Annotated in this window: 23 protein-coding genes; 9 read left to right on the top strand and 14 right to left on the bottom strand. The window is 74.0% G+C overall.

Annotated features, from left to right (window positions below):
* Window positions 1-148: 148 nt before the first annotated feature.
* On the bottom strand, window positions 149-775 hold the full coding sequence (sigK, locus tag OG556_RS33285; RefSeq protein ID WP_371522508.1) for an ECF RNA polymerase sigma factor SigK: 627 nt from the start codon (window positions 773-775) through the stop codon (window positions 149-151).
* A 337-nt stretch (window positions 776-1,112) separates the two neighbouring features.
* Here sigK and OG556_RS33280 point away from each other — a divergent pair, with 337 nt between their 5' ends.
* The 4 genes from OG556_RS33280 (at window position 1,113) to OG556_RS33265 (ending at window position 4,059) form a co-directional block, all read left to right on the top strand.
* Window positions 1,113-1,652, top strand: a complete 540-nt coding sequence (locus OG556_RS33280) for a SigE family RNA polymerase sigma factor (protein WP_363378197.1) — start codon at window positions 1,113-1,115, stop codon at window positions 1,650-1,652.
* Window positions 1,652-2,275: a PASTA domain-containing protein gene (locus tag OG556_RS33275; protein ID WP_371515269.1), complete on the top strand. Its 624-nt coding sequence runs from the start codon at window positions 1,652-1,654 to the stop codon at window positions 2,273-2,275. The genes OG556_RS33280 and OG556_RS33275 overlap by 1 nt, the downstream gene beginning before the upstream one ends.
* Before the next feature lie 237 nt (window positions 2,276-2,512).
* A complete protein-coding gene (locus OG556_RS33270) occupies window positions 2,513-3,145 on the top strand; it encodes a carbonic anhydrase (protein WP_371515270.1) in 633 nt (210 codons plus the stop codon).
* 272 nt (window positions 3,146-3,417) lie between these two features.
* Window positions 3,418-4,059, top strand: a complete 642-nt coding sequence (locus tag OG556_RS33265; protein ID WP_371515271.1) for a flavin reductase family protein — start codon at window positions 3,418-3,420, stop codon at window positions 4,057-4,059.
* Between the two features lie 115 nt (window positions 4,060-4,174).
* Here OG556_RS33265 and OG556_RS33260 read toward each other — a convergent pair whose 3' ends face one another.
* From OG556_RS33260 to OG556_RS33245, 4 genes are all read right to left on the bottom strand, one after another.
* Window positions 4,175-4,681, bottom strand: coding sequence for a DUF6882 domain-containing protein (locus OG556_RS33260; RefSeq protein WP_371515272.1), 507 nt, complete (start codon window positions 4,679-4,681; stop codon window positions 4,175-4,177).
* Window positions 4,682-4,768: 87 nt separating this feature from the next.
* On the bottom strand, window positions 4,769-5,356 hold the full coding sequence (locus tag OG556_RS33255) for a hypothetical protein (protein ID WP_063352909.1): 588 nt from the start codon (window positions 5,354-5,356) through the stop codon (window positions 4,769-4,771).
* A gap of 338 nt (window positions 5,357-5,694) precedes the next feature.
* On the bottom strand, window positions 5,695-5,907 hold the full coding sequence (locus OG556_RS33250) for a DUF4287 domain-containing protein (protein WP_371515273.1): 213 nt from the start codon (window positions 5,905-5,907) through the stop codon (window positions 5,695-5,697).
* A gap of 97 nt (window positions 5,908-6,004) precedes the next feature.
* Window positions 6,005-9,988: a Pls/PosA family non-ribosomal peptide synthetase gene (locus tag OG556_RS33245; RefSeq protein WP_371522499.1), complete on the bottom strand. Its 3,984-nt coding sequence runs from the start codon at window positions 9,986-9,988 to the stop codon at window positions 6,005-6,007.
* 322 nt (window positions 9,989-10,310) lie between these two features.
* Here OG556_RS33245 and OG556_RS33240 point away from each other — a divergent pair, with 322 nt between their 5' ends.
* Window positions 10,311-11,033: a histone deacetylase gene (locus OG556_RS33240; RefSeq protein ID WP_371515274.1), complete on the top strand. Its 723-nt coding sequence runs from the start codon at window positions 10,311-10,313 to the stop codon at window positions 11,031-11,033.
* A 294-nt stretch (window positions 11,034-11,327) separates the two neighbouring features.
* Here the strand turns inward: OG556_RS33240 and OG556_RS33235 are convergent, their stop codons facing one another.
* The 3 genes from OG556_RS33235 to OG556_RS33225 all read right to left on the bottom strand — a co-directional run bounded on the left by OG556_RS33235 (window position 11,328) and on the right by OG556_RS33225 (window position 13,078).
* Complete coding sequence (locus OG556_RS33235; RefSeq protein WP_371515275.1) at window positions 11,328-11,828, bottom strand: nucleoside deaminase; 501 nt, start codon at window positions 11,826-11,828, stop codon at window positions 11,328-11,330.
* A gap of 74 nt (window positions 11,829-11,902) precedes the next feature.
* The gene (gene cynS, locus OG556_RS33230; protein WP_350881326.1) at window positions 11,903-12,373 is read right to left on the bottom strand and encodes a cyanase; all 471 of its coding nucleotides are present in this window, start codon (window positions 12,371-12,373) and stop codon (window positions 11,903-11,905) included.
* A 90-nt stretch (window positions 12,374-12,463) separates the two neighbouring features.
* On the bottom strand, window positions 12,464-13,078 hold the full coding sequence (locus OG556_RS33225; protein ID WP_371515276.1) for a carbonic anhydrase: 615 nt from the start codon (window positions 13,076-13,078) through the stop codon (window positions 12,464-12,466).
* Window positions 13,079-13,201: 123 nt separating this feature from the next.
* Here OG556_RS33225 and cynR point away from each other — a divergent pair, with 123 nt between their 5' ends.
* Entirely contained in the window at window positions 13,202-14,110 is a 909-nt protein-coding gene (gene cynR / locus OG556_RS33220) for a transcriptional regulator CynR (RefSeq protein ID WP_371515277.1), read from the top strand.
* A 137-nt stretch (window positions 14,111-14,247) separates the two neighbouring features.
* Here cynR and OG556_RS33215 read toward each other — a convergent pair whose 3' ends face one another.
* Entirely contained in the window at window positions 14,248-14,526 is a 279-nt protein-coding gene (locus OG556_RS33215; RefSeq protein ID WP_371515278.1) for a hypothetical protein, read from the bottom strand.
* A 241-nt stretch (window positions 14,527-14,767) separates the two neighbouring features.
* On the opposite strand from OG556_RS33215, the gene OG556_RS33210 reads away from it, so the two are divergent.
* Window positions 14,768-15,253, top strand: coding sequence for a Ser-Thr-rich GPI-anchored membrane family protein (locus OG556_RS33210; protein WP_371515279.1), 486 nt, complete (start codon window positions 14,768-14,770; stop codon window positions 15,251-15,253).
* Here the strand turns inward: OG556_RS33210 and OG556_RS33205 are convergent.
* A complete protein-coding gene (locus tag OG556_RS33205; protein WP_371515280.1) occupies window positions 15,237-15,551 on the bottom strand; it encodes a hypothetical protein in 315 nt (104 codons plus the stop codon). The two genes, OG556_RS33210 and OG556_RS33205, sit on opposite strands and share 17 nt — an antisense overlap.
* A 269-nt stretch (window positions 15,552-15,820) precedes the next feature.
* Here OG556_RS33205 and OG556_RS33200 point away from each other — a divergent pair, with 269 nt between their 5' ends.
* The gene (locus OG556_RS33200; RefSeq protein WP_371515281.1) at window positions 15,821-16,564 is read left to right on the top strand and encodes a class I SAM-dependent methyltransferase; all 744 of its coding nucleotides are present in this window, start codon (window positions 15,821-15,823) and stop codon (window positions 16,562-16,564) included.
* Window positions 16,565-16,586: 22 nt separating this feature from the next.
* Here the strand turns inward: OG556_RS33200 and OG556_RS33195 are convergent, their stop codons facing one another.
* Complete coding sequence (locus OG556_RS33195) at window positions 16,587-17,327, bottom strand: hypothetical protein (protein ID WP_371515282.1); 741 nt, start codon at window positions 17,325-17,327, stop codon at window positions 16,587-16,589.
* A 175-nt stretch (window positions 17,328-17,502) separates the two neighbouring features.
* Between OG556_RS33195 and OG556_RS33190 the strand changes: the two genes are divergently transcribed.
* The gene (locus OG556_RS33190) at window positions 17,503-18,075 is read left to right on the top strand and encodes an SMI1/KNR4 family protein (RefSeq protein ID WP_371515283.1); all 573 of its coding nucleotides are present in this window, start codon (window positions 17,503-17,505) and stop codon (window positions 18,073-18,075) included.
* Window positions 18,076-18,078: 3 nt separating this feature from the next.
* On the opposite strand, the gene OG556_RS33185 is transcribed toward OG556_RS33190, so the two are convergent.
* The 3 genes from OG556_RS33185 to OG556_RS33175 all read right to left on the bottom strand — a co-directional run bounded on the left by OG556_RS33185 (window position 18,079) and on the right by OG556_RS33175 (window position 20,840).
* On the bottom strand, window positions 18,079-18,819 hold the full coding sequence (locus OG556_RS33185) for a 2OG-Fe(II) oxygenase (RefSeq protein ID WP_371515284.1): 741 nt from the start codon (window positions 18,817-18,819) through the stop codon (window positions 18,079-18,081).
* Window positions 18,820-18,900: 81 nt separating this feature from the next.
* Window positions 18,901-19,440 (bottom strand): hypothetical protein, encoded by a 540-nt coding sequence (locus OG556_RS33180; RefSeq protein ID WP_371515285.1) that lies wholly within the window; start codon window positions 19,438-19,440, stop codon window positions 18,901-18,903.
* A gap of 236 nt (window positions 19,441-19,676) precedes the next feature.
* Window positions 19,677-20,840 (bottom strand): hypothetical protein, encoded by a 1,164-nt coding sequence (locus OG556_RS33175; protein ID WP_371515286.1) that lies wholly within the window; start codon window positions 20,838-20,840, stop codon window positions 19,677-19,679.
* Between the last annotated feature and the right edge of the window lie 33 nt (window positions 20,841-20,873).

The raw sequence follows: 20,873 nt of genomic DNA, 5'->3' as shown, positions 1-20,873 counted from the left end.
TCTACAGATTCACTCCCCGGCGCGCCGAGGCCCCCGGCAGGTGCGAGCCCGGGCACAGAACCTTGCCGCCGACGCGCACAGGAAGTCGGACCCGTCGACTTCCTACGCGCACCACGACCGCGGGCCCGAGAGGAATATGCAGGTCGGTCTACAGATTCGGCAGGCAGGTGCAGGTGCGGGGCTGTGCCGGGTGGGGTGGGGGGTCGGCGAGTTGGGTGCGCAGGCGTAGCAGGGCGTCGCGGATGCGGGTCTTGACGGTGCCGAGGGGGGCGCCGAGGGCTTCGGCGGCCTGGGCTTGGGTGCGGCCGCCGTAGTAGACCAGCAGCAGGCATTCGCGCTGGACGTCGGTGAGGGTGGCCAGGGCGCGGCGGAGCCGTTCGCGTTCCCGGCCGCGGTCCAGGTCGTGTTCGACCTGGTCGGCGACCTCGTCGAAGACCGGGGTGTAGGCGCGCAGGGCGGCGGTGCGGTCGCGGTCGGCGGCGGCCTGGGCGGAGCGGACCCGGTCGACGGCGCGCCGGTGGGCGAGGGTGAGCATCCAGGGCAGGACCTCGCCGCGCTCGGGACGGTAGCGCGCCGCCTCCCGCCACACCTGGAGGAACACCTCCTGGGTGACCTCCTCGGCCTGGGCGTGGTCGCGCAGCACCCGCAGCACCAGGCCCAGGACGGTTCCGGCGGTGGCGGCGTACAGCTCCTCGAAGGCCCGTTCGTCGCCGCCGGCCACGCGTGCCGCCAGGGCGCGCAGCCCGGCCTGCCCGCCGTCGCCCGGGGGTTCGATGCCGGGGGGTTCGGTGCGGGGCGTCTCGCCTGCCGGGGGCCGGGGCGCCGGGGGCCGGGGTGCCGGCCGGTCGATCAGTGCGTGCACATGGCGACCGTCTCGGAGCGGCCATCGCCTGGGCTACTCGCATCGTTTGCGCATCGTTGTGCCCGTGCGTGTGCCCGCGCGTGCGCTCCCCGGGCTGCCGCGGTGGTCCGGCCCGTCCGGCTTCGAAGCGTTGTGAGCCGCGTCACTTTCGCGGTGGCGGTGCAGCAGGGCGGTGCCGGGGGCCGTCATGGGGGCGAAGGTGACGGCGGAAGAGTGAGAAGAGTGAAGAGAGCGAGGGCGGCGGGTGAGGCTGCGCAGGGCCAGTCCCGGGATCGACTTCGTCGAGTTCGTACAGCAGCGTTCGGGCGCGCTGTTCCGGACGGCGTACGTGCTCACCGGGGACGCGCACACCGCGGAGGACCTCGTCCAGGAGGCGCTGGAACGGTCCTGCCGCAACTGGCGGCGGGTGGCGGCCGCGGAGGCGCCCGAGGCGTACGTGCGCCGGATCCTGGTGAACCTGGTCAACGACCGGTGGCGGCGGCTGAGCCGCTCCGGTGAGCGGCCCGGCGCGGCGCCCGGCGCCGAGCACGCGGACCCGCGCGACGCCTACCGGTCGGTGGAGTTGCGCGCGGAGCTCGTCACGGCGCTGCACACGCTGCCGATGGGGATGCGCACCGTGGTCGTCCTGTACTACCTCCACGACCTGGGGGACCAGGAGATCGCGCAGACGCTGGACATCTCCCCCGGCGCCGTGCGCTCCCAACTCGCCCGCGGCCTCGCGAAACTGCGGGCCGCACTGCCCCGGCAGGACGTCCCGTCCGCGCCGCCGACCTCGCGCGGAGGTGCGTGATGACCCGCTTCCCGTCCCACGATCCCGACCACCCCTCCCCCGACCCCGGCTTCGACCCCGGCCCCGGCTTCGACCACGACTTCGACAAGGAACTCCTCGCCGCCATGACCGCATTCGCCGACAACACCCCGGCCCCCGCCATCGATGCCCTCGCCATCCGGCGCACGGTGCGCCGTCGCACCGTGCTCAGCGGCGCGGTGGCGGCGGCCGCGGTGGTCGCCATCGGCACGGGTGCGGCACTGCTCGCGCCGGGTTCGGGCCCGTCGCCCTCCGGCGGCCTGCCCGCGGGCCCCGCGAACGCCTCGGCGCCGATGTCCTCCGGCGCGCCATCCCCCGCCGGGTCCGCTCCCGCGCCCGGGCCGTCGATGGCCTTCGGCACCCCCTCCCCGGTGATGCAGCCGACCGACGGGGTGCAGGTGAGTGTGCCGCCGGTCGTCAACCTGGCCAAGGACGCGGCCGTCAGGGCGCTGGAGGCGGCGGGACTGCGCTACGAGGTCCACGAGTTCACCGACTGGAACGTGCCCGCCGGGTCGGTCATCAACTCCGCGCCGCAGGCCGGCCACACCGCGCCCGAGCACTCGACGGTCCAGGTGTTCGTCTCCAAGGGCAGGCCGGGCCGCTGACCGGCACCGTCACGCCCAACACCGCCACTCAGGCGGCGAGTTGACGACATCCCCCGGCCTCCCGCCACACGGGCGGCGAAGCGGCCGGGCGAGGCCGGCCGCAGCAGGGCGGGCGGGCCGTGGACTGGGCCGACTGGGCTGTGGACCGGGCCGGCCGGGTGAGGAGCGACGCGGTGGCGGTCCCCTGCCCCGGCCCCCCTGCTGCGGGCCCCACCTGCGGCGATCTAGGGTGCAGGCATGATCTCCTCACCGATATCCGGCCCCGACCAGGCGATGCGGGTGCTGATGGAGGGCAATGCCCGTTTCGTCGCGGGCAGCCCGGAGCACCCCAACCAGGACGCCGGGCGCAGGGCCGCCCTCGCGCCGGCTCAGCGGCCCTTCGCGGTGCTGTTCGGCTGTTCGGACTCCCGGCTGGCGGCCGAGATCATCTTCGACCGGGGGCTGGGCGACCTGTTCGTGGTGCGGACGGCCGGGCACGTCACCGGGGCGGAGGCGCTGGGCAGCATCGAGTACGGGGTGAGCGTGCTGGAGTGCCCGCTGGTGGTGGTGCTGGGGCACGACTCGTGCGGCGCGGTGGGCGCGGCGATGGATGCGCTGGACCAAGGGCGGCTGCCGGGCGGGTTCGTGCGGGACGTGGTGGAGCGGGTCACCCCGAGCGTGGTGTCGGCCCGGGCCGCGGGCATCGAGGACCCGGACGGGATCGTCGACGAGCACATCCGCCAGACCGTGGACCTGCTGCTGGAGCGTTCCCAGCTGCTGGCCGCCAAGGTGGCCGAGGGCTCGGCGGCCGTCGTGGGTCTGTCCTACCGGCTGCGCGACGGCCAGGCCCGTACGGTGGCCGCCCGCGGTCCGGTCAGCGCCGCGTTCTGACCGCCGGCCCGTACGGGCGCTGAACCCGCCCGTACGGCCGTGCCGGCGTGCCGGGCCTTGCCGGCGTGCCGGGCCTTGCCGGCGTGTCGGGCCTTGCCGGCGTGTCGGGCCGAGCCGATGCGTGCGGGGCCGTCCAACGTAGGGCCGTCCGGCGTAGGGCCGCGCGCCCCCGCCGGGGCCGGGAACGCGGTGTCCGATCGCCGCCAGCGCCCCCTCCCGGGCGGGGGCAGAGTCGGAGGCCGGCAACGGTTCCCCACCCAAGGACGGCTCCCGTGCACAAGGCCACCGACCTCAAGGTCCTCTACTTAGGCACCCCGGTGGTGCTGATCAGCTCGCGCAACGAGGACGGCGGCGCCAACCTGGCGCCGATGTCCTCGGCGTGGTGGCTGGGGCAGTCCTGCGTGCTGGGCCTGGGCAACACCGCCCAGACGGCCGTCAACCTGCGGCGCGAGGGCGAGTGCGTGCTCAACCTGCCCTCCTCCGGGCAGGTGGACGCCGTCGACGCCCTCGCGCTGCTGACCGCCAACCCGGATGTGACCGAGCACCGGCGGCAGCAGGGCTACCGCTTCGAGCGGGGCAAGTTCGCCGTCGCCGGGCTCACCGAGCAGCCGTCGGAGCTGGTGCGCGCGCCGCGCGTCGCCGAGTGCCCGGTCCAGCTGGAGTGCAGGTTGGAGGCGGCCGCGCCGCTGGCGGGCAACCCGCACTGCACCGCCTTCGAGGTCACCGTGGTGCGCGCGCACGTCGAGGAGCGCCTGATCGTGCCCGGTACGGACCACTACGTGGACCCGCTCGGCTGGGATCCGCTGATCATGAAGTTCTGCGAGTTCTTCGGCGACGGGCGCCGGCTCGCCCCCTCCCGGCTCGCCGAGGGCTGGCAGATGCCGGGCCGCCTGCCCGCCGGTGTCCGGGCCTGACGCCCCGCCGCGGGTCCGCGGGCCCCGCCGCCCGCCCGGCCGTCCGACGAGCCGTCCGCCTACCCGACCACCCAGCCGAGCGCCCGCCCGACCGCCCGGCTTCCCGCCCGTCCGTCTAGTCGGCCGCCGCGGCGGGCACCAGGTCGTGGAGCAGGAAGTGGAGCTCGGTGTCGTCCGCCGACTCCATCCACAGCCCGTCGGCGTCGAGCACCGAGGCCGCGACCGTCCGCGCCTCGGCGACGAGTTCGGGGTGGGAGTCGAAGCCCGGCCACGGCAGGACGGGGAAGTCGTTGTCCTCGCCGAAGCGCCGCACCCGTTCGATGTCGCCCAGGACGGCGGGCGGCAGCGACTCGTTCGCCCAGGACCACAGCCAGGTCTGCCGGGCGAGGCTGACGCTGCCGATCATCGTGAGCCGGCCGGTGAGGAACACCTCGCTCCTGCGCGACCACTTCCTCCTGCGCGACCAGGTGATCCGCGCGTCGTCCATCGACCAGTGGTACTGCACGTCACCTGACAGTCCGAAGCGCTCGACCATGAGGGCCTGCCGCGAGCGGGCACGTTCGCGGGCCGCGATCACGACGCCCTCCCACCGGGAGTGGTCGTGCTTCGAGTGATCGTCCACCGTGCCTCCTCGTACGGAACTGCCGGCAAGATCATCCCATTCGGCCTGCTGCTCCGTCCGGGCCCGGCGTGATCCGCAGGAAGGCCCCTACGCGCTGGCGCCGCAGGAGTCGCAGATGCGGGTGGCGGGCAGTTGGAGGAAGCAGGAGGGGCAGATCGCCGGGGGGCGGGGCGGGGTGGCGGCGGCCGCCTTGCGGTTGACGGCCGCTTGCAGGCGCGGGGCCAGGGCGGGGGTGCCGCCGTCGGCGGGGAGCTGGGCGCCGAAGTGCCGGTAGCAGGCGAGGCGGGCGGCGGCGGCGTGGTGTTCGCGGTCCATGTCCGCTGCCAGCGGCGGCTGTCCGGCCACGGCCAGCACTTCCTGGTAGCCGACGCCGACCATGCCGTCGGTGGAGTGGACCACCAGTGCGGTCAGCGGCGGGTCCCCGCGGCGGTGCGCCTCGCGCACCACCAGGGCCAGGACCTTGCCGATCCAGGTGCGCTGGTGCACCCGGGTGCGCACCCCGGCCGCCTCCTGCACGGTCTCGGCCAGTTCGGAGTAGGTGATCACCGCGTGGTAGCGGCGGGCCACGTCCACCAGGGCCGGGTAGGCGGCCCTGGTCCAGGCGACCTGGGCCTGGGTGGAGCTGACCGCCGAACCGTCCGCGACCCGCCAGTAGCCGCGCTGTTGCTGTTCCATTCGACCGCCCCTGAAACCTCGTCCGCCGGCCCCCGCCGGGAGCGAGGCTACCCCGCCCTCCGGCGCCCCGGGCCGCCGGGGGCTTGACTTCAAGTGCTGTTGAAGTCGTCGAATGGGTCCCGACCGCAGCCGTACGGGCATCGCGGTCGATGCCCCGCCCGTACGGAACGACCCGGGTCCGGGGCCGCCTGCTTCCCGATCGTGCCGCAGGCGGCCCCGGCCCCGTCGTCGTCGTCCGCCGGCCCACCATCCGCCATCCGCCACGGGGCGCAGGCCGGGCGTCACCAGCAGAGCCGGGCGACGGGCATCACCAGCAGAGCCGGAGCCGGGCGGCAGGCTCAGGCCGCGGCTTCGGCGAGGGTGTGGGCGACGAGGGCGTTGGCGTGGCCGTGGCCGAGGCCGTGCTCGGTCTTGAGCCAGGCGACGAGCTCCATGTGCTTGCCGAGCGGGGAGGCCCGGATGAGGTCCTTCCACTCGGCGACGGGTCGGCCGTACTTCTTCTCGATGGACGGGAAGTAGCCGGCGGGGCCCTTGGCGGGGGTGGCGGTCATGGTCGGTACGCCCTTTCGGGAACGGATGCGGTCGCGGTCTACCCAGGTAGGACCGCGACCGCATCGTCAACTCATCGCCCAGCAGCAGTGATCTGCATCACACTCCGACCTTGCGCTTGGCCCGCCGCCCGGCGACGGGGACGAGGGCGGGGTCGGCGTTCCAGGCGGCGACGGGGTTGCCGAGCCAGCGGGTGGTGCCGGGGACGTTCTCGCCGCGCATGACCAGGGAGGCGGGGCCGACGGTGGTGCCGGCGCCGAGGGAGGAGTTGAGCAGCACGATGGAGTGCGGGCCGGTGGTGGAGCCGGGGCCGAGGTGGACGGGGCCCAGGCGCATGACCCGGTCGTGGAAGAGGTGGGTCTGCAGGACGGTGCCGCGGTTGACGCTGGCGCCGGCCTCGACGGTGACGAGGTCGCTCTCGGGCAGCCAGTGCGTCTCGCACCACACGCCGCGCCCGATGTGGGCGCCGAGGCTGCGCAGCCAGGCGTTGAGGTAGGGCGTGCCGGTGATGCTGGAGCCGCCGAAGGGCATGGCGAGTTCCTCGACGAAGCTGTCGTAGAGCTCGTTGCGCCACACGAAGGTGGACCACAGGGGGTGCTCGGCGACGCGGAAGCGCCCGACGAGCAACCACTTGGCGGCGGTGGTGACCAGGCAGGCGATGACGGCGGCGCCGATGAGGACGAGGCCGGCGGCGGCCAGGGCGCGCGGGAGGCCGTAGTCGTCGCGCAGTTCCTGGAGGGTGGCGAGGACGAGGTCGCCGAGGAGGGCGGCGAGGACGATGGGCAGCAGGCGGCACAGTTCGACGCCGGCGCGGGCCCACATCAGGCGCCGGGGCGGGTTGTAGGTGCGGGCGTCGCCGCCGGCGGCCGCGACGCGCGGCAGGGCGAAGGCGGGGCGGCCGAGCCAGGAGGAGCCTTCGGGGGCGTTGACGGGGGTGTCGGACAGGACGCCGACGAGGGAGTTGTCGGGCAGTCGGCGGCCGGGGCCGACGATGCCGGAGTTGCCGACGAAGGAGCGGCGCCCGACGTGCGCGGGGCCGATGTGCAGCCAGCCGGCGCGCAGCTCGTAGGGGGCGACGAGGGTGTCGTCGGCGAGGAAGGCGCCGTCGTCGACGCGCATCAGGCCGGGCAGGGCCAGGACGGTGGAGGCTTCGACGCGGCGGCCGACCTTGGCGCCGAGCAGGCGCAGCCACACCGGGGTGAAGAGGCTGGCGTAGAAGGGGAAGAGGGTGCGCCGGGCGGTGTCGCTGAGCCGGGTGACGGCCCAGGCGCAGTAGGCGACGCGGCCGTGGGCGGGGTGGAAGCCGGGACGCAGCGGGATGGACAGGAGGCGGACCGTGGTCGCTATCAGCGTGGCGTGGCACACCAGGGTGAGGGCGGCCAGCGGGATGGTGGCGGGCAGGAGTTGGAGGAGGGCCGCGGTGAGGGTGCGGTCGGTGTCGACCATCGTGAAGACGATGGCGAGCGCGGGGAGGGCGGCGATGATCGGCAGGAGGCCGAAGACGGTCAGGCCGACGCCGTAGGCGAGGTTCCAGAAGCGGGAGCGGGGGGTGGCGGTGGCCGCGGGCCAGGTGGTGCGGGCCTCGGTGGAGGGCCGGGCCGGGGAGCCGTGCCAGTGTTCGCCGGCGGGTACGGCGCCGGTGACGCAGGAGCCGGGGGCGATGTCGGCGCCGGCGCCGATGCGGGCGCCGGGCATGAGGGTGGAGCGGCCGCCGATGCGGGCGCCGTCGCCGATGTCGATGTGGCCCAGGTGGAGGGTGTCGCCGTCGAGCCACCAGCCGGCGATGTCGGCTTCGGGTTCGACGGTGGCGCCGGCGCCGATGCGGGCCAGGCCGGTGACGGGGGGCAGGGTGTGCAGGAGGACGCCGGTGCCGATGCGGCAGCCGAGCGCGCGGGCGTAGCGCAGGGCCCAGGGGGTGCCGGCGAGGGCGCCGACGCCGAAGAGGGTGACGGCGCGTTCGGCGGCCCACAGTCGCAGGTGGGCCTGGCCGCCGCGGGGGTGGGTGCCGGGGCGCAGGCCGGCGGTGAGCAGGCGGGCGGCGCCGGCGGCGAGGAGGGTGCGGCCGGGGGCGCTGTAGAAGAGGAGGAGGCCGGCGGCGACGGGCCACCAGGAGGTGTGCGGGGCCCAGCTGAGGTGGTTGCCGATGAGGTTGTCGAAGGCGGTGAGGGCGAGGATCCAGCGCAGTCCGGAGATGCCGAAGACGCCGAGCAGGATGAGGGTCTGCCACAGGCCGGCGCTGGCGGGGGTGCGGCGCACGGTGCGGGTGGGGGCGGGGGCGGGGGTGTGCGCGGCGCCGCCGGGATGAGGGGGGCCGGCGAGGTTGTCGAGGTAGTCGGCGAGGTCGCCGAGGACGGGGTGGGCGTAGAGGTCGGCGACGGAGACGCCGGGGTGGCGGGTGCGCAGTTCGGAGACGAGGCGGGCGGCGGTGAGGCTGGAGCCGCCGAGGGCGAAGAAGTCGTCGCCGTGGCCGGGGGCCATGCCGAGCATGCTCTCCCAGCGGCCGGCGAGCCAGCCGGCGGTGCCGTCCAGGGGGGCGGCGGTGCCGGGGGTGGCGGTGCCGGTGGTGGCGAGCGGCCAGGGCAGGGCGTTGCGGTCGACCTTGCCGGAGGTGCGGGTGGGCAGGGAGTCGACGAGGGCGAGGACGGGCACGAGCGGGGCGGGCAGGCGTCCGAGCAGGTGCTGGCGGGCGGCGGTGAGGTCGGGGGTGGTGCCGGGCTGGGCGACGAGGTAGCCGACCAGGAGGTCGGCGCCGGCGGGGCTCTTGCGGACGGCGGCGGCCGCGGCGCGGATGCCGGGCAGGGCCTGGAGGGCGGCGTCGATCTCGCCGAGTTCGATGCGCCGGCCGCCGAGTTTGATCTGGTCGTCGGCGCGGCCGACGAAGACGAGGCCTTCGGGGTCGTTGCGCACGAGGTCGCCGCTGCGGTAGACGCGGGGGGAGGCGAGGGCGGGGTGGGCGCTGAACTTCTCGGCGTCCTTGGCGGGGTCGAGGTAGCGGGCGGTGCCGATGCCGGTGATGAGGAGTTCGCCGGTCTCGTACCAGGGGACGGGGTGGCCGGCGGCGTCGACGACGGCGATCTCCCAGCCGTCCAGGGGGGTGCCGATGCGTACGGGCTGGCCGGGGAGCATGCGGGCGGCGGTGGCGACGACGGTGGTCTCGGTGGGGCCGTAGGTGTTCCAGAACTCGCGGCCGGGGGTGGCGAGGCGCTCGACGAGTTCGGCGGGGCAGGCCTCGCCGCCGACGATGATCAGGCGCACGGCGTCCAGGCACTCCTGCGGCCACAGGGCGAGCAGGGTGGGGACGGTGGAGATGGCGGTGATGCGGCGCTCGACGAGCCAGGGGCCGAGGTCGGTGCCGGCCTTGACGAGGGAGCGGGGGGCGGGCACCAGGCAGGCGCCGTGGCGCCAGGCCAGCCACATCTCCTCGCAGGAGGCGTCGAAGGCCACCGACAGGCCGGCCAGGACGCGGTCGCCGGGGCCGAGCGGCTGCTGCTGGAGGAAGAGGCGGGCCTCGGCGTCGACGAAGGCGGCCGCGGAGCGGTGGGTGACGGCGACGCCCTTGGGGCGGCCGGTGGTGCCGGAGGTGAAGATGATCCACGCGTCGTCGTCGGGGGTGGGCCAGGCGGGGTTGCCGCCGGGCCCGGCCGCGGAGCCGGGGGCGAGTCGGCGTTCGGCGCCGAGGACGGCGCACACCTGGGCGTCCTGCCAGATCATGTCGGCGCGCTCGTCGGGGTCGTCGGCGTCGACGGGCACGTAGGCGGCGCCGCAGCGCAGCACGGCCAGGATGGCGACGTACAGGTCGGCGGTGCCGGAGGGGATGCGCACGCCGACCCGGTCTCCGGCACCGATGCCGTGCCCGGCGAGGACGCCGGCGAGGGTGTCGACCTCGTGCATGAGGGCGCGGTAGTCGAGTACGGCGGTGCCGGTGTCCAGCGCGGGTGCGTGCGGGTGGGCGTCGGCGGTGGCGGTGACGATGTCGAGCAGGCTGCGGGGGTGCGCGGGCCGGACGGCCGGCCAACCGGCGGCGTGAGCGGGCCCGGGACGGTTCAGCGTTCCCGGGCCTGCCATGTCCTGGCGTGCGTCCATAAGGAGTGTCCTCGGCTGGGAGTAGTCATAAGGATGAATGCGGGGAGTCACCTTGCGTGGTGCCTCACTCACCATGACTCGACTGGGAGCCCGCTGGATGCCGTGAAGGTGGAGTCAAAGGAACTTTTCATTTTCGGCGACATATGGGGGCATCAGGGAACGATTCGAAAGTCATTTCGGGGTTTTTCGATCGCTTTCGGTGGCGAAGGGTAATCGCCAGAGGCAGGAGGCATATGACGGGAAGGCGAAGAGTGGTCTACGCCATAGCGGCGGGGACGCTACCGGTAGTGAAAGCGGACCCACCAAATCTGGAGGTTTAGCGATGGTGGTGGCCGGATCCCGCCGGTGGCCGGCCGAGGGCGGGGGCGGTGCGTCCGGCAGCACGGCCGGCGGCCCCGAGGGCGGCGCGGAGGGCGGCGCGCGGCTCGTCTGGTACGCGGCGTACGGGTCGAACCTGCACGCCGCCCGGCTCGCCTGCTACCTGCGCGGCGGCCGCCCCGACGGCGGCGCGCGCACCTACCCCGGCTGCCGCGACCACCGACCGCCGCGCCGGGACGTGGCCGCGGTGCTGCCCGGCACGCTGTACTTCGCGCGGGAGTCGGCGGTGTGGGGCGGCGGCAGCGGCTTCTACGATCCGGACGCCTCGGATGAACTTCCTTGTCGCATCTATTTGATGACGATCAGTCAGTTCAGTGACATCGCCGCCCAGGAGATGCGCCGCAGCCCCGGCACCGACCTCGACCTCACCCGCACCCTCGCCCGAGGACGCGACCGGCTCGGGCCCGGCCGGTACGAGACGCTGGTGCACGCGGGCGAGCTGGACGGCCACCCGCTGCTGACCTTCACCGCCCCCGAAGGCCTGGCCGGCGCCGAACTCAATCCGCCCTCGGCGCCCTATCTGCGCACCCTGGCCGCGGGCCTGGCCGAGTCCCACGGCTGGAACGCGCGCCGCTGCGCCGACTACCTGGCCTCCCGCCCGGGCGCCGCCGGGCACTGGAACGCGGCGGACGTCCTGGCCGTACTGGGCGGTGGTCTGGACCTTTAGGTGTTGTTCACCCCGTGGTGACCGTACGGTGACAACTACACGGGTTCCGGCCACATCAGGCAAAGGAAGCGCCAGGCCACCGCACGGGCGGAGCGGCACTTCCCGCCGGCGGGTGGCGGCGGCCGGCGGCGGCCACCCGGCGGCTTCGTCAAAGGCGGTTTTAAGATCGCGCCCTTCAGCTCGAGCGCTGGCCGTGCAGGAGCAGGGGGAGGTCCACGGCGGCGTGGACCCGGCCGTTCTCCAGCCGGATCCACGCGGCCTTCTCGATCGGCTCGGGCATCGTGTGCGCCCTCGTCAGGCCGCGACGGGCGCGCCGGCGACGCGGCGTTCGCCGCCGTTGCGCTCGCGCCACGCCCGGTAGACGTCGATGGCCGCGTCGCTGGGCAGGTAGCGCATCGGCAGCCGGCGCTCGTCCCAGTTCTTGGCGAACTCGGCATAGAAGGTGGCGAGTTCGAAGTACTTGCGGTCGTCGACGTAGTGCGGTTCGTAGTCGTCGCGGGTGGTGAGGAAGACGACCTCGTCGGGGCTGCAGTAGTACAGCGAGCCCAGGCACATCGGGCAGGGGTGGGCGAGGACGTAGATGGTGGTGCCGGTCAGGTGCTCGGTGCCGAGCCTCGTGCAGGCGTCGCGGATGGCGAGGATCTCGGCGTGCGCGGTGGGGTCGCCGGTCTGGGCGACCCTGTTCGGGCTCTCGGCGAGGATCTCGCCGTCCTTGACGATGACGGTGGCGAACGGGCGCCCGCCTTCGGCGACGTTGCGGCGGGCGAGGTCGATGGTGTGCTGGGCGAAGTCCACGGTGGCGGTTCCCTGCTGGTCGGGGGTGGGGCGGCGGGCCGGGGGCCTGTCGGCCGCCCCGGCCCGCACGGGGATCAGAACGGCTTGGTGGGCAGGTACTTGCCGTCCAGGGTGATGACGGCGCGGTGGCCGCCCTCGGGGTCCTCGACGGTCTTGACGTCGAGCTTGAAGTTGATGGCGCTGATGATGCCGTCGCCGAGCTGCTCGTGGACCAGGGCCTTGAGGGTGGTGCCGTAGACCTGGAGCATCTCGTAGAAGCGGTAGATGGTCGGGTCGGTGGGGATGCCGCCGGGGATGCTGCCGCGCAGCGGGATGGTCTGGAGCAGCCGGGCCGCGTCCTCGTCCAGGCCCAGGAGCTCGGTGACGGCCTTGGCCGCGTCGGCGGGCAGGGCGTGCTGGCCGAGCAGGGCGGCGGTGACGAAGGCGACGGACAGGCCGGTCGTGTCGGCGAGCTCCTGCCAGGTGAGGTCCTTGCGGGTCTTGGCGTCGACGACCTCCAGGGCGAGCTGCTGACGGGCGGTCTGGTCGAACTGCGCGTGCACCATGGGGTGGGCCTTTCGGGGTTGGGTCCGGGGCGGGTGCCCGGACCTGGTCTGGGGGTGGTGGGAGGGAACGGTCGGAGGGGACGGCGGTGGTCAGCCCGCCAGGGCGACGAACCGTCCGCTGTCGGTGTCGAGCGTCTCGGCGGAGCCGGATCCGATGTCGTAGACCCAGCCGTGCAGGGTCACCCTGCCCTGCACCAGGGCCTTGGCCACCGACGGGTGGGTCCTCAGGTTCGCCAGCTGGGCGAGGACGTTGTCCTTCACCAGGGCGGCGACCCGCTCCGCGCCGGCCGGATGCTCGGCCGCGTCGGTGCGGGCCTTGGCGACGTCCGCGTGGTGCAGCCAGGTGGCGACGGCGGGCAGGCCCGCGAGGTCGCCGCCGGAGGCGAGGGCGGTCATCGCGCCGCACGCGGAGTGCCCGCAGACGATCACGTCCGTGACCCCGAGCACGCCGAGCGCGTACTCGATGCTCGCCGCGACACCGTCCGCGCCCCGGGTGTACGGGGGCACGAGGTTGCCGGCGGTGCGGATGACGAACAGCTCGCCCGGATCGGTCTGGGTGATCAGCTCCGGCACGACCCGGGCGTCCGAGCAGCCGATGAACAGCGCGGTCGGCTGATGGGTGGTGGCGAGCTTCTTGAACAGTGCCGCCCGGGTCGGGAACACCTCCCGACTGAACCGCTGGAAACCCTGCGCCATCTCGTTCATGAGGTCACTCCTTCTTCGACGACCGTTGGTGCCTGCCGATGACCTCCACGATGCATGACCTGCGCCTATAGCGTCCAAGACGCAGTAGCCATCATTGCCATCAGCGCTGCCTATAGTTGGCTCATGGAACTGCGCCACCTCCGGTACCTGCTCGCCGTGGCCGAGCACGCCAACTTCACCCGCGCCGCCGAGGCCCTGCACGTCTCGCAGCCGACCCTCTCGCAGCAGATCAAGCAGTTGGAGGGCTCGCTGCACGTGCAGCTCCTCGACCGCTCCGGGCGCACCGTGCGCCTCACCGACGCCGGCCAGGCCTACGCCCACTACGCGCGCCGGGCCCTGCGCGACCTCGCGGCGGCCGAGCGCGCGGTGCGGGACGTCAAGGACCTCTCACGCGGCACCCTGCGCCTGGCCGTGACCCCGACCTTCACCGCCTACCTGACCGGGCCGCTCATCGGGGACTTCCACGCGCGCCACCCCGGGATCAGCCTGGACGTCCGCGAGCTGGCACAGGAGCGCATCGAGTCCGAGCTCGCCGCCGACCAGCTCGACCTCGGCATCGCCTTCGGCGGAACGCACCTGCCGGCCATCACCGCCACCACCCTGTTCACCGAGCACCTCGGCCTCGTCGTCGCCTCCGACCACCCGTACGCGGCCCACTCGGGCCCGCTCCCGGTCCGCGCACTGGGCGACCAGCAACTCGCCCTGCTCAGCGGCGACTTCGCGACCCGGCAGCACATCGACCGGTTCCTCTCCGACCACCGGGTCCGGCCGCGGACCGCCATCGAGGCCAATTCCGTCAGCGCGCTCGTCGCGATCGTCCAACGCACCGGCCTCGCCACCGTGCTGCCCGACGCCACCACCCGCGAACACCCGCACCTGCGCTCCGTCCCGGTCGACCCGCCGCTCCCCTCGCGCGCCGTCGCCCTGCTCCGCCGGGACACCGCCTACCAGAGCGCCGCCGCCCGCTCCTTCGGCGACCTCGCCCGACACCGCGCCCACACCTTCGACCACACCCCCGACGGCCCGGCCTGAAGCGGGCCGCGCCCGGCGGCCCCCGCCCGGGAGGAGAGAGAGCACCCCGACGACCGCGGAGCGGGAAGTCGGCCCGGCCGACTTCCCGCTCCGCCCGCCCGTCCGCGCCCTGCGCACCGGCGGGCCCGGTCACGCACTCAGGACGAGCCGCCCCCACCACGGATCAGGCGCAGCGCCGGCCCCGCGCGCCCGGCCGCCCGCCCGGCCCTCCGCCGCTCGGCCTGCTGTTCGGTTTCCCGCTCGGCCTGCTGTTCGGCCACCAGGTCCGCCGACACGCGGGCACCCAACGCCCGCAGCTCGGCCTTGCGCTCCTCGTCGGCCTCCTCGTCGCCCGGGTAGGCGGCCACGTACTTGACGCCGTGCTCGTCCTCCCAGGCGTAGCTGCGGTACTGCGTCGTCGCCTCGTCCTCCGCCACAGGGAACCTCCGCTCCTCAGTCTTCGGGGTGGCCCACCGTAGGCGACCGACCCGCACCGGGAAAGGGGCCGTGACGCCCGCACCGCACACCCCGTCACGCGGCTGACGGGCCGCTTGCCGCCCTCACGCCTCGGGCCACGCCCCCCTCACGGGCCGTCCGTCGCCGACGACCGTTCCCCCGATCGAGGGAAGCGGCGCCCGTCCGTGCGCTCGTCGGGGGACGAACCGGGACACTGAGGCCATGAGGATCTGGAACCGGCCCGTCCTGGGCGTGGTGGCTCTGGCCGCCGCCGCCATGCCGAGCCTGCTCGCCACGGTGCCGGCGCAGGCCGCCGGTCCGGCGGTGGCCGCCCACTCCGCCGAGCGCGCGTCCCGGCGCGACGTCTACGTGCCGCGCATTCTCTCCCCTCGGGCGGGGGCGCTCTGGCGGGTCGGCGAGCGGGTCGAAGTCACCTGGGACGTCTCGGATCCGCCGGCGCAGATCACCAACCGCACGGGGTCCATCGCCTTGCGCGCGGGCGGCGTCACCCTCCTCGACCGGGTCCTCGCCCGTGACTTCGACATCCTGCTGGGACGGATGGAGGTGACCGTGCCGGACGTCCCCCCTGGAGACGACTACCGGGTCGTCCTGTCCGGTGATTCCGGCAACTGGTCCGAGCCCTTCACGATCGCGTCGGACGGCCGGACCGCCCCGCCGCCGGGTGCGCCGGCTACTCGTCGTCGGTGAAACTGACCGAGCGGATGCCGCTCTGGGCGCTCGAACCACCCGGCCTGATGGTCTTGACCTCGTCCCGGCAGCCGGCGCCGAGGAAGACGGTCGCCTCCGCGTCGGTGTCGTTGTACAGCTCGGTGACGCGGCGGCCGAGGTCGTAGCACCGGTCGCCCTCGGGGTTCTCCAGCGTGTGCTCCTGGTTGTTGCTGATGTAGGTGAAAGTCCCCTCCGCGGCTTGGGCGTTGGACGGGACTGCGATGCACAGAACCGCAGCGGCACCGACGGTGACCAGCGTCCTTCCGAGGCTCTTCACGGACTCGTCTCCTTTGAACGGCGGGCTTGGCTTCCTCAGCGGTGCCAGTGTGGCCGTTCGGACACGCGAGGACGCGGGACGTCACTCGAATGGACCTTCGACGGCGTTTCCCCGCCCCTCCGGAGAGCGGTGTTGGGCGATAGGGGGGTTCGCCCCCGATGCGCCGGCCAACTTCTTTGTGCCATCTGCCAGTACGGCGGCCCGGCGGGGCGGAGGAGACTTTCCGCCACGGCCGCGACCCGGCGGGCGACGCACAGGAGGGGCGGCACGTGGGCGTGCAGCAGTACGACGGGATCGGCGAGGCGTTCGAGGGGTTCAAGTCCCTGCCCATGATCCGTTACGGGGAGGTGCCGAGCTTCCTGGGCCTGGTCGGGGACGTGGCCGGCCGGTCGGTCCTCGACCTGGCGTGCGGTACCGGCTTCTACAGCAGGGAGTTCAAGCGGCGCGGCGCCACCGAGGTCCTCGGCGTCGACATCTCCGCCGAGATGGTCGCCGCCGCGCGCGCGATCGAGCGGCGCGAGCCGCTGGGCGTGCGCTACGAGGTCGGCGACGTTTCCGAACTGCGGCCCCTCGACCGGAAGTTCGACATCGCGCTGGGAGTGCAGTGCCTCAACTACGCCGAGGACGTCGCGGCGATGGAGCGGATGTGCCGCACCATCCACCGGAGCCTGGTGCCGGGCGGGGAGTTCTTCGTGCTCGCCCAGAAGCCCGACTACCGCTTCGACTGCCCCTCCCTGGACAAGTACGGGTTCCGCTGCGAGCCGACCGGCGAGGAGATCGAGACGGGCCCGCGGGTGCGGATCACGGCCCTCCTCGACCCGCAGCCGATCAGCATCGTGGGCGCGGCCCCGCGCCGCGAGGTCTACGAGCAGTGCCTGCGGGCGGCCGGGTTCCGCGACGCCGAGTGGGTCCCGCTGCAGGTGTCCGAAGCCGGCCTGCGCGAGTTCGGCGAGGACTTCTGGGCGGACCTCCTCGCCAGCCCGCCGCTGGAACTGCTGCGCTGCCGCGTCTGACCGGCCCGGCGCCGTCCGTGCCTCAGCTCCAGTCGAAGGTCAACAGGGCCAGCCGGTCGACGGGTTCGAAGAACAGCATGATCCAGTCGGCGCCGCTGCCGCGGTAGTGCCAGCCGGGCACCGCCGCCACGAACTCGAAGCGGCGGCCGGACGGGCCGACCGGCCAGGTGCGGTCGCCGTCGTAGTCGAGCGGGAACACGTCGGTCTCGATCCAGTTGCCGGCGGAGTCGGCGTAGCCGCCGAGCTGGTCCAGGAGGGCCATCTCGCCGGTGCGGCCGGGGTGCGGCAGGCCGTCGTCACCCAGGTGGACGAGCCGGCCCTCGCGGCGGAAGCTGTCGCGGTGCGCCCGGTAGCTGCGCTCCTGGCGTTCGCAGTGCTCGGCGAGGTCGGCGTGGAACCCGGGCCAGGGGTCGGGGACTTCGCCCGGGCCCGCCGCCCGGGCGAAGTAGCGCACGTCGCCGGCCAGGCGCAGGCGGTCGCCCTCCAGCGTGAAGCCGAGCCAGTTGGGCGCCTGGAGCCCCGTGTGGAAGGCCGAGGTGTGGTCGCCGATGCAGCCCTCCGACGGTTCCAGCGGGCTCAGCAGGTGGATCCACCCGTGCCAGGCCGGGTTGACCTGGGCCAGGTCGATCGAGACCAGCGGGTGCAGGTGCCGGGCCAACTCGGCCTGGTCGGCGACGAAGACGTCCGCCGGATCGGGGTAGATCCGCAGGGCCGCCCCGGCCGTCATGACGTCCTCCCGCACGGGAGTGTCTTCCACGGACATCCGGATCTCCTTCGGTGACCACGCATCGGCGGCCGGTCGGCTGACGATCAGCCCCTTCCTACCAGGTGGCTCTGACAGGAGCCCTGGCACCGCCCGGCGACTGACGACTGTCGGTGGCCGGTGCTACGTTCCGGTCCTCGGCACGACGACTCGGCACGACGAAGGGGGCTTCCCGATGCAGCAGTTGTGGGCGCGGATCGAGGCCGCGCTGGAGCGGATCGCCCCGGAGGTGGCGGCCGCGATGCCGCCCGGCGCCACCGACGGGCAGATCCGGGCGGCGGAGACCGCGATGGGGGTGGAACTCCCGCCGGACGTCCGGGAGTCCTACCGCTGCCACGACGGCCTGCCGGGGGTCCTGATCGGTTTACACGCCGCGCTCCACCCGCTCGACGCGATGGTGGACGACTGGCGCGAGCGGTCCGTCGACGCCGGGGACCCGCCCTGGGACGAGCGGGCGGAGGACGGCGTGATCCGCCGGGACGTCGCCTGGTCCGCCGGATGGGTCCCCTTCATCTCCATCGGCAACGGCGACGTGATCTGCATCGACCTGGACCCGCCCGCCCCGCAGCGCCGCGGCCAGATCATCGACTGGTCGCACGAGGGCTGGCGGGCCGGCTACGAGGCCGCCGGCCTGCGGGAGTTCCTGGAGGCCTTCGCCGCCGACCTGGAAGCCGACCGCTACCGGGCCGACGAGACGCGCCTCGCCTGGGACGGCAGCGGACTGCCGCTGGTGATGCTGAAGGACTGAGCGTCAGCGCGCCCCGCTCGCCCCACTCGCCCCGGTTGCCGGATCGGGGCTGCACAGCCAGCCGTTGACGGCGAAGCGGCTGTCCTCGGGCCGCCGGCTGGGGCAGCTCACCGGGCGCACCTCGTGCCAGGCGGTGGGGCGGAAGAACACGATGCTGTCGTGCTCGGGCTCCCAGTCCCGCCAGGTGCGCTTCTCCCACTCCCCCGTCGTCCCGCCGTACAGCGGCAGCGCGGCGTCGAACACGCGCAGTGCGCCGCCGCCGAACGGCCGGGGCGTGCCGTGCAGGTAGTAGACGAAGGTGAGCAGGCGCCGGGGGGAGAACTCGGCGCTGGTGTCCTGGTGCGGCCGGTAGAAGTCGCCGTCGTTGTGCACGTTGAGGGTGTAGTCGGGCTCGGTGTTGCGGCAGGAGACGCCCAGGGTGTGCTCGACCGCCTCCAGCACCTCGTCGACGGCCGCCAGCAGTTCGGGCGCGGCGAACTCCCGGCACGAGCGGGAGCGGCGGAAGTCGGGGGCCAGTTCCCGGTCCCCGATCAGGGAGGGCTGCAACGCCTCGCCGGCGGAGGCGACGGCGGCGGCGCGTTCCAGCAGGGCGCCGGCCGTCCGCTCGCCCAGGAGCCCGGTGATGCGGCAGACCGTCACCGGGAGCCGCCAGATCGCGTCCGTGCTCACCGGCGACGGCTGCTCCGTCGCGGTGCCCGGCTCCGTCGCGATGCCCGGCTCCGTCACGGTGTCCGGCCCTGCCATGGTGTCCCGCCCTCTCGTCGTCACGCGGCCTCGAACGCGCTCACGCCCGGGGCCGCATCGCCCGGCGCCGCACCCGCGCCCCTACCGGCTCCAGTCCACCGGGACCACGTCCTGCTTGAGCCCGCGGTCGCTGCACACGGCACACGGGCTGCCCGGGACGCCGGGGCCCTGGTCGGTACCGATGGTGATGGCCCCGTGGGCGCCGGCCGGGGCGTGGACGCCGTCGCCGACCATCGCGGCCTCGTAGCCGCCCAGCAGTTCCTGCAGGGTGCCGGGGCCCAGGTTCTCGGGGGCGGTGATCGCGGCGATGCCGTCGTAGTCGGTGTAGGCCGCGCCCAGCGTCCGGCCGCCCACGGTGGCGAACACGATCCGGGCGCCGCGGATGGGCTCCCCCGTCACCGCGTCGGAGGCCATCGCGTGGATGTTCTCCAGCTGCATCTGGGTGACGTTCAGGCTCGCCTGGCTGGTCGTGAGCCTGGTCGGCTTGAGGCTGGGGCACTCCGCCCCGCTGCACGACGGGGCCGTCGAGGCGGCCGCGGACGCGGTGACCGCGCTCCCCGCACCCAGCGAGGCCAACGCCGCGGCCATCACCGCGACGGTCTTGCGACCAACAGAGCTCATGATCCACTCCCGTGGGAACCGCCCGCGCGTGCTCCGCTGCGACGCCCGAGGGCCGCGAGGGCCGGGCGCGTGCGGCACGCGACGGGTGCCGCCCCCCGTCGGACGACACGGCCGAGCGTAGCCACCGCCCGTCCGGCCCGACCAGCCGACGACCACGAGTTCGCAAGATCTGATGAACAGTCAACACCGTGGTGACAAAGGCAACCGGAGCGCGGCGGTCGTTCGGTGCAGGCCCCTCAGCGGGCCGGTCGCGGCGGGTGGGCGGGCGCCGTCCAGGAGGCGTGGGCGTTGAACGTCAGGCCCGCCCGGTCCGAGGGGGGCGTGTGGTCCGGGTCGTTGCGGACGACCTCGATGCGGTGGCTCTCGACGTACAGCGCGGTGAGGTGCAGGCCCGGCGCGGGGGCGCGGACCTCCTGCCGTTCCCGGGTCATGGCGGTGACGAAACGCGTGCTGTCGTAGCCGAGTTCGCGGCTGAGGGAGGCGGCCGCCCTGGCGCCGAGGCCCTCGATCTCGACGCCCGACTCGAACCCCGCGGACAGGCCGACGGCTTCGCGGCAGGCCTGCGACTGCGCCTCGTCCACCCCCCACGGGACGGTGGCGCGAACCGCGCCCGGGCCCGGGTCCTGGCGCAGGTCGGTGACCGCGACCCGGGTGTGGAACCGCTGGCGCCGCACCGTGTACGTCGGCGAGTTGCGCAGGATCCACTCCGTGGACGCGCCCCGGTCGAGGACGGCGGTGCACGGGAGGACCACCTCCCGGTCGACGACCGGCTCGGTCCGCTCGGGCGCGTCGCCTGCGTCCGTGACGGCCGGGCCCTTCGCCGTCCCCCGGCGGACCTGCCGCAGCGGCACGTCCAGCACGTGGACGTCGCCGGGGTCCTCCCCCTCGTAGTCGCCGTCGAAGTAGGAGATCCAGGTCGCGATGCCGGGGGTCAGCAGGCAGCCCGTGCCGCCGGGGATCGTCTCGGGGCGCACGGTCTCGGGGATCTCCAGTCCGCCGCGCCCGCGCCAGGCGCCGAGGGCCACGTAGGGGCGTCCGCCGATCTCCTCCTTCACGCAGCGCAGGTCGCCCTGGGCGACGAAGGCCGCGCCGCCGAGGTCGCGCAGGACGTCGCGGGGACCGTGGACGGTGTCCGAGGACCACAGCGCGCTCAGCGCCCGGTACCCGGGAGGGGCCACCGGCACCAGGCCGCGCAGCACCCCGTCGGAGTCGGTGACCTTGCGCCACTGCCTGGGTTCGGCCAGCGCGGCCGAGCCGGCGGTGCTGCCCCGCACCCAGGTCATCGGGGCGTTGTCGGGGATGACGCTGCACAGGGCGTGGTAGCCCTCGGGCGGTCTGGTCTCGCCGGTGCTGAAGACGAAGGTGAGTTCGCCGAACTGCTGTGGTGCCGAGTAGCTCATATCCGCTCCTCCTGTCGGACGGCTCGCGACTGC

Origin of the sequence: Kitasatospora sp. NBC_01300 (assembly GCF_041435235.1) — a bacterium.
In the GTDB taxonomy this organism is placed as follows: Bacteria; Actinomycetota; Actinomycetes; order Streptomycetales; family Streptomycetaceae; genus Kitasatospora.
This window is presented reverse-complemented; position numbering and strand designations above follow the sequence as displayed.

Excerpts from the sequence above, each read along its gene's own strand:
- OG556_RS33180 (WP_371515285.1), bottom strand. The coding sequence starts at position 19,440 with ATGAGCTCTGTTGGTCGCAAGACCGTCGCGGTGATGGCCGCGGCGTTG.
- OG556_RS33250 (WP_371515273.1), bottom strand. The coding sequence starts at position 5,907 with ATGACCGCCACCCCCGCCAAGGGCCCCGCCGGCTACTTCCCGTCCATC.
- OG556_RS33245 (WP_371522499.1), bottom strand. The coding sequence starts at position 9,988 with ATGGACGCACGCCAGGACATGGCAGGCCCGGGAACGCTGAACCGTCCC.
- cynR (WP_371515277.1), top strand. The coding sequence starts at position 13,202 with ATGGAACTGCGCCACCTCCGGTACCTGCTCGCCGTGGCCGAGCACGCC.
- OG556_RS33195 (WP_371515282.1), bottom strand. The coding sequence starts at position 17,327 with ATGTCCGTGGAAGACACTCCCGTGCGGGAGGACGTCATGACGGCCGGG.
- OG556_RS33240 (WP_371515274.1), top strand. The coding sequence starts at position 10,311 with ATGGTGGTGGCCGGATCCCGCCGGTGGCCGGCCGAGGGCGGGGGCGGT.
- OG556_RS33210 (WP_371515279.1), top strand. The coding sequence starts at position 14,768 with ATGAGGATCTGGAACCGGCCCGTCCTGGGCGTGGTGGCTCTGGCCGCC.
- OG556_RS33255 (WP_063352909.1), bottom strand. The coding sequence starts at position 5,356 with ATGGAACAGCAACAGCGCGGCTACTGGCGGGTCGCGGACGGTTCGGCG.
- OG556_RS33225 (WP_371515276.1), bottom strand. The coding sequence starts at position 13,078 with ATGAACGAGATGGCGCAGGGTTTCCAGCGGTTCAGTCGGGAGGTGTTC.
- OG556_RS33270 (WP_371515270.1), top strand. The coding sequence starts at position 2,513 with ATGATCTCCTCACCGATATCCGGCCCCGACCAGGCGATGCGGGTGCTG.
- OG556_RS33190 (WP_371515283.1), top strand. The coding sequence starts at position 17,503 with ATGCAGCAGTTGTGGGCGCGGATCGAGGCCGCGCTGGAGCGGATCGCC.
- OG556_RS33175 (WP_371515286.1), bottom strand. The coding sequence starts at position 20,840 with ATGAGCTACTCGGCACCACAGCAGTTCGGCGAACTCACCTTCGTCTTC.
- OG556_RS33275 (WP_371515269.1), top strand. The coding sequence starts at position 1,652 with ATGACCCGCTTCCCGTCCCACGATCCCGACCACCCCTCCCCCGACCCC.
- OG556_RS33185 (WP_371515284.1), bottom strand. The coding sequence starts at position 18,819 with ATGGCAGGGCCGGACACCGTGACGGAGCCGGGCATCGCGACGGAGCCG.
- cynS (WP_350881326.1), bottom strand. The coding sequence starts at position 12,373 with ATGGTGCACGCGCAGTTCGACCAGACCGCCCGTCAGCAGCTCGCCCTG.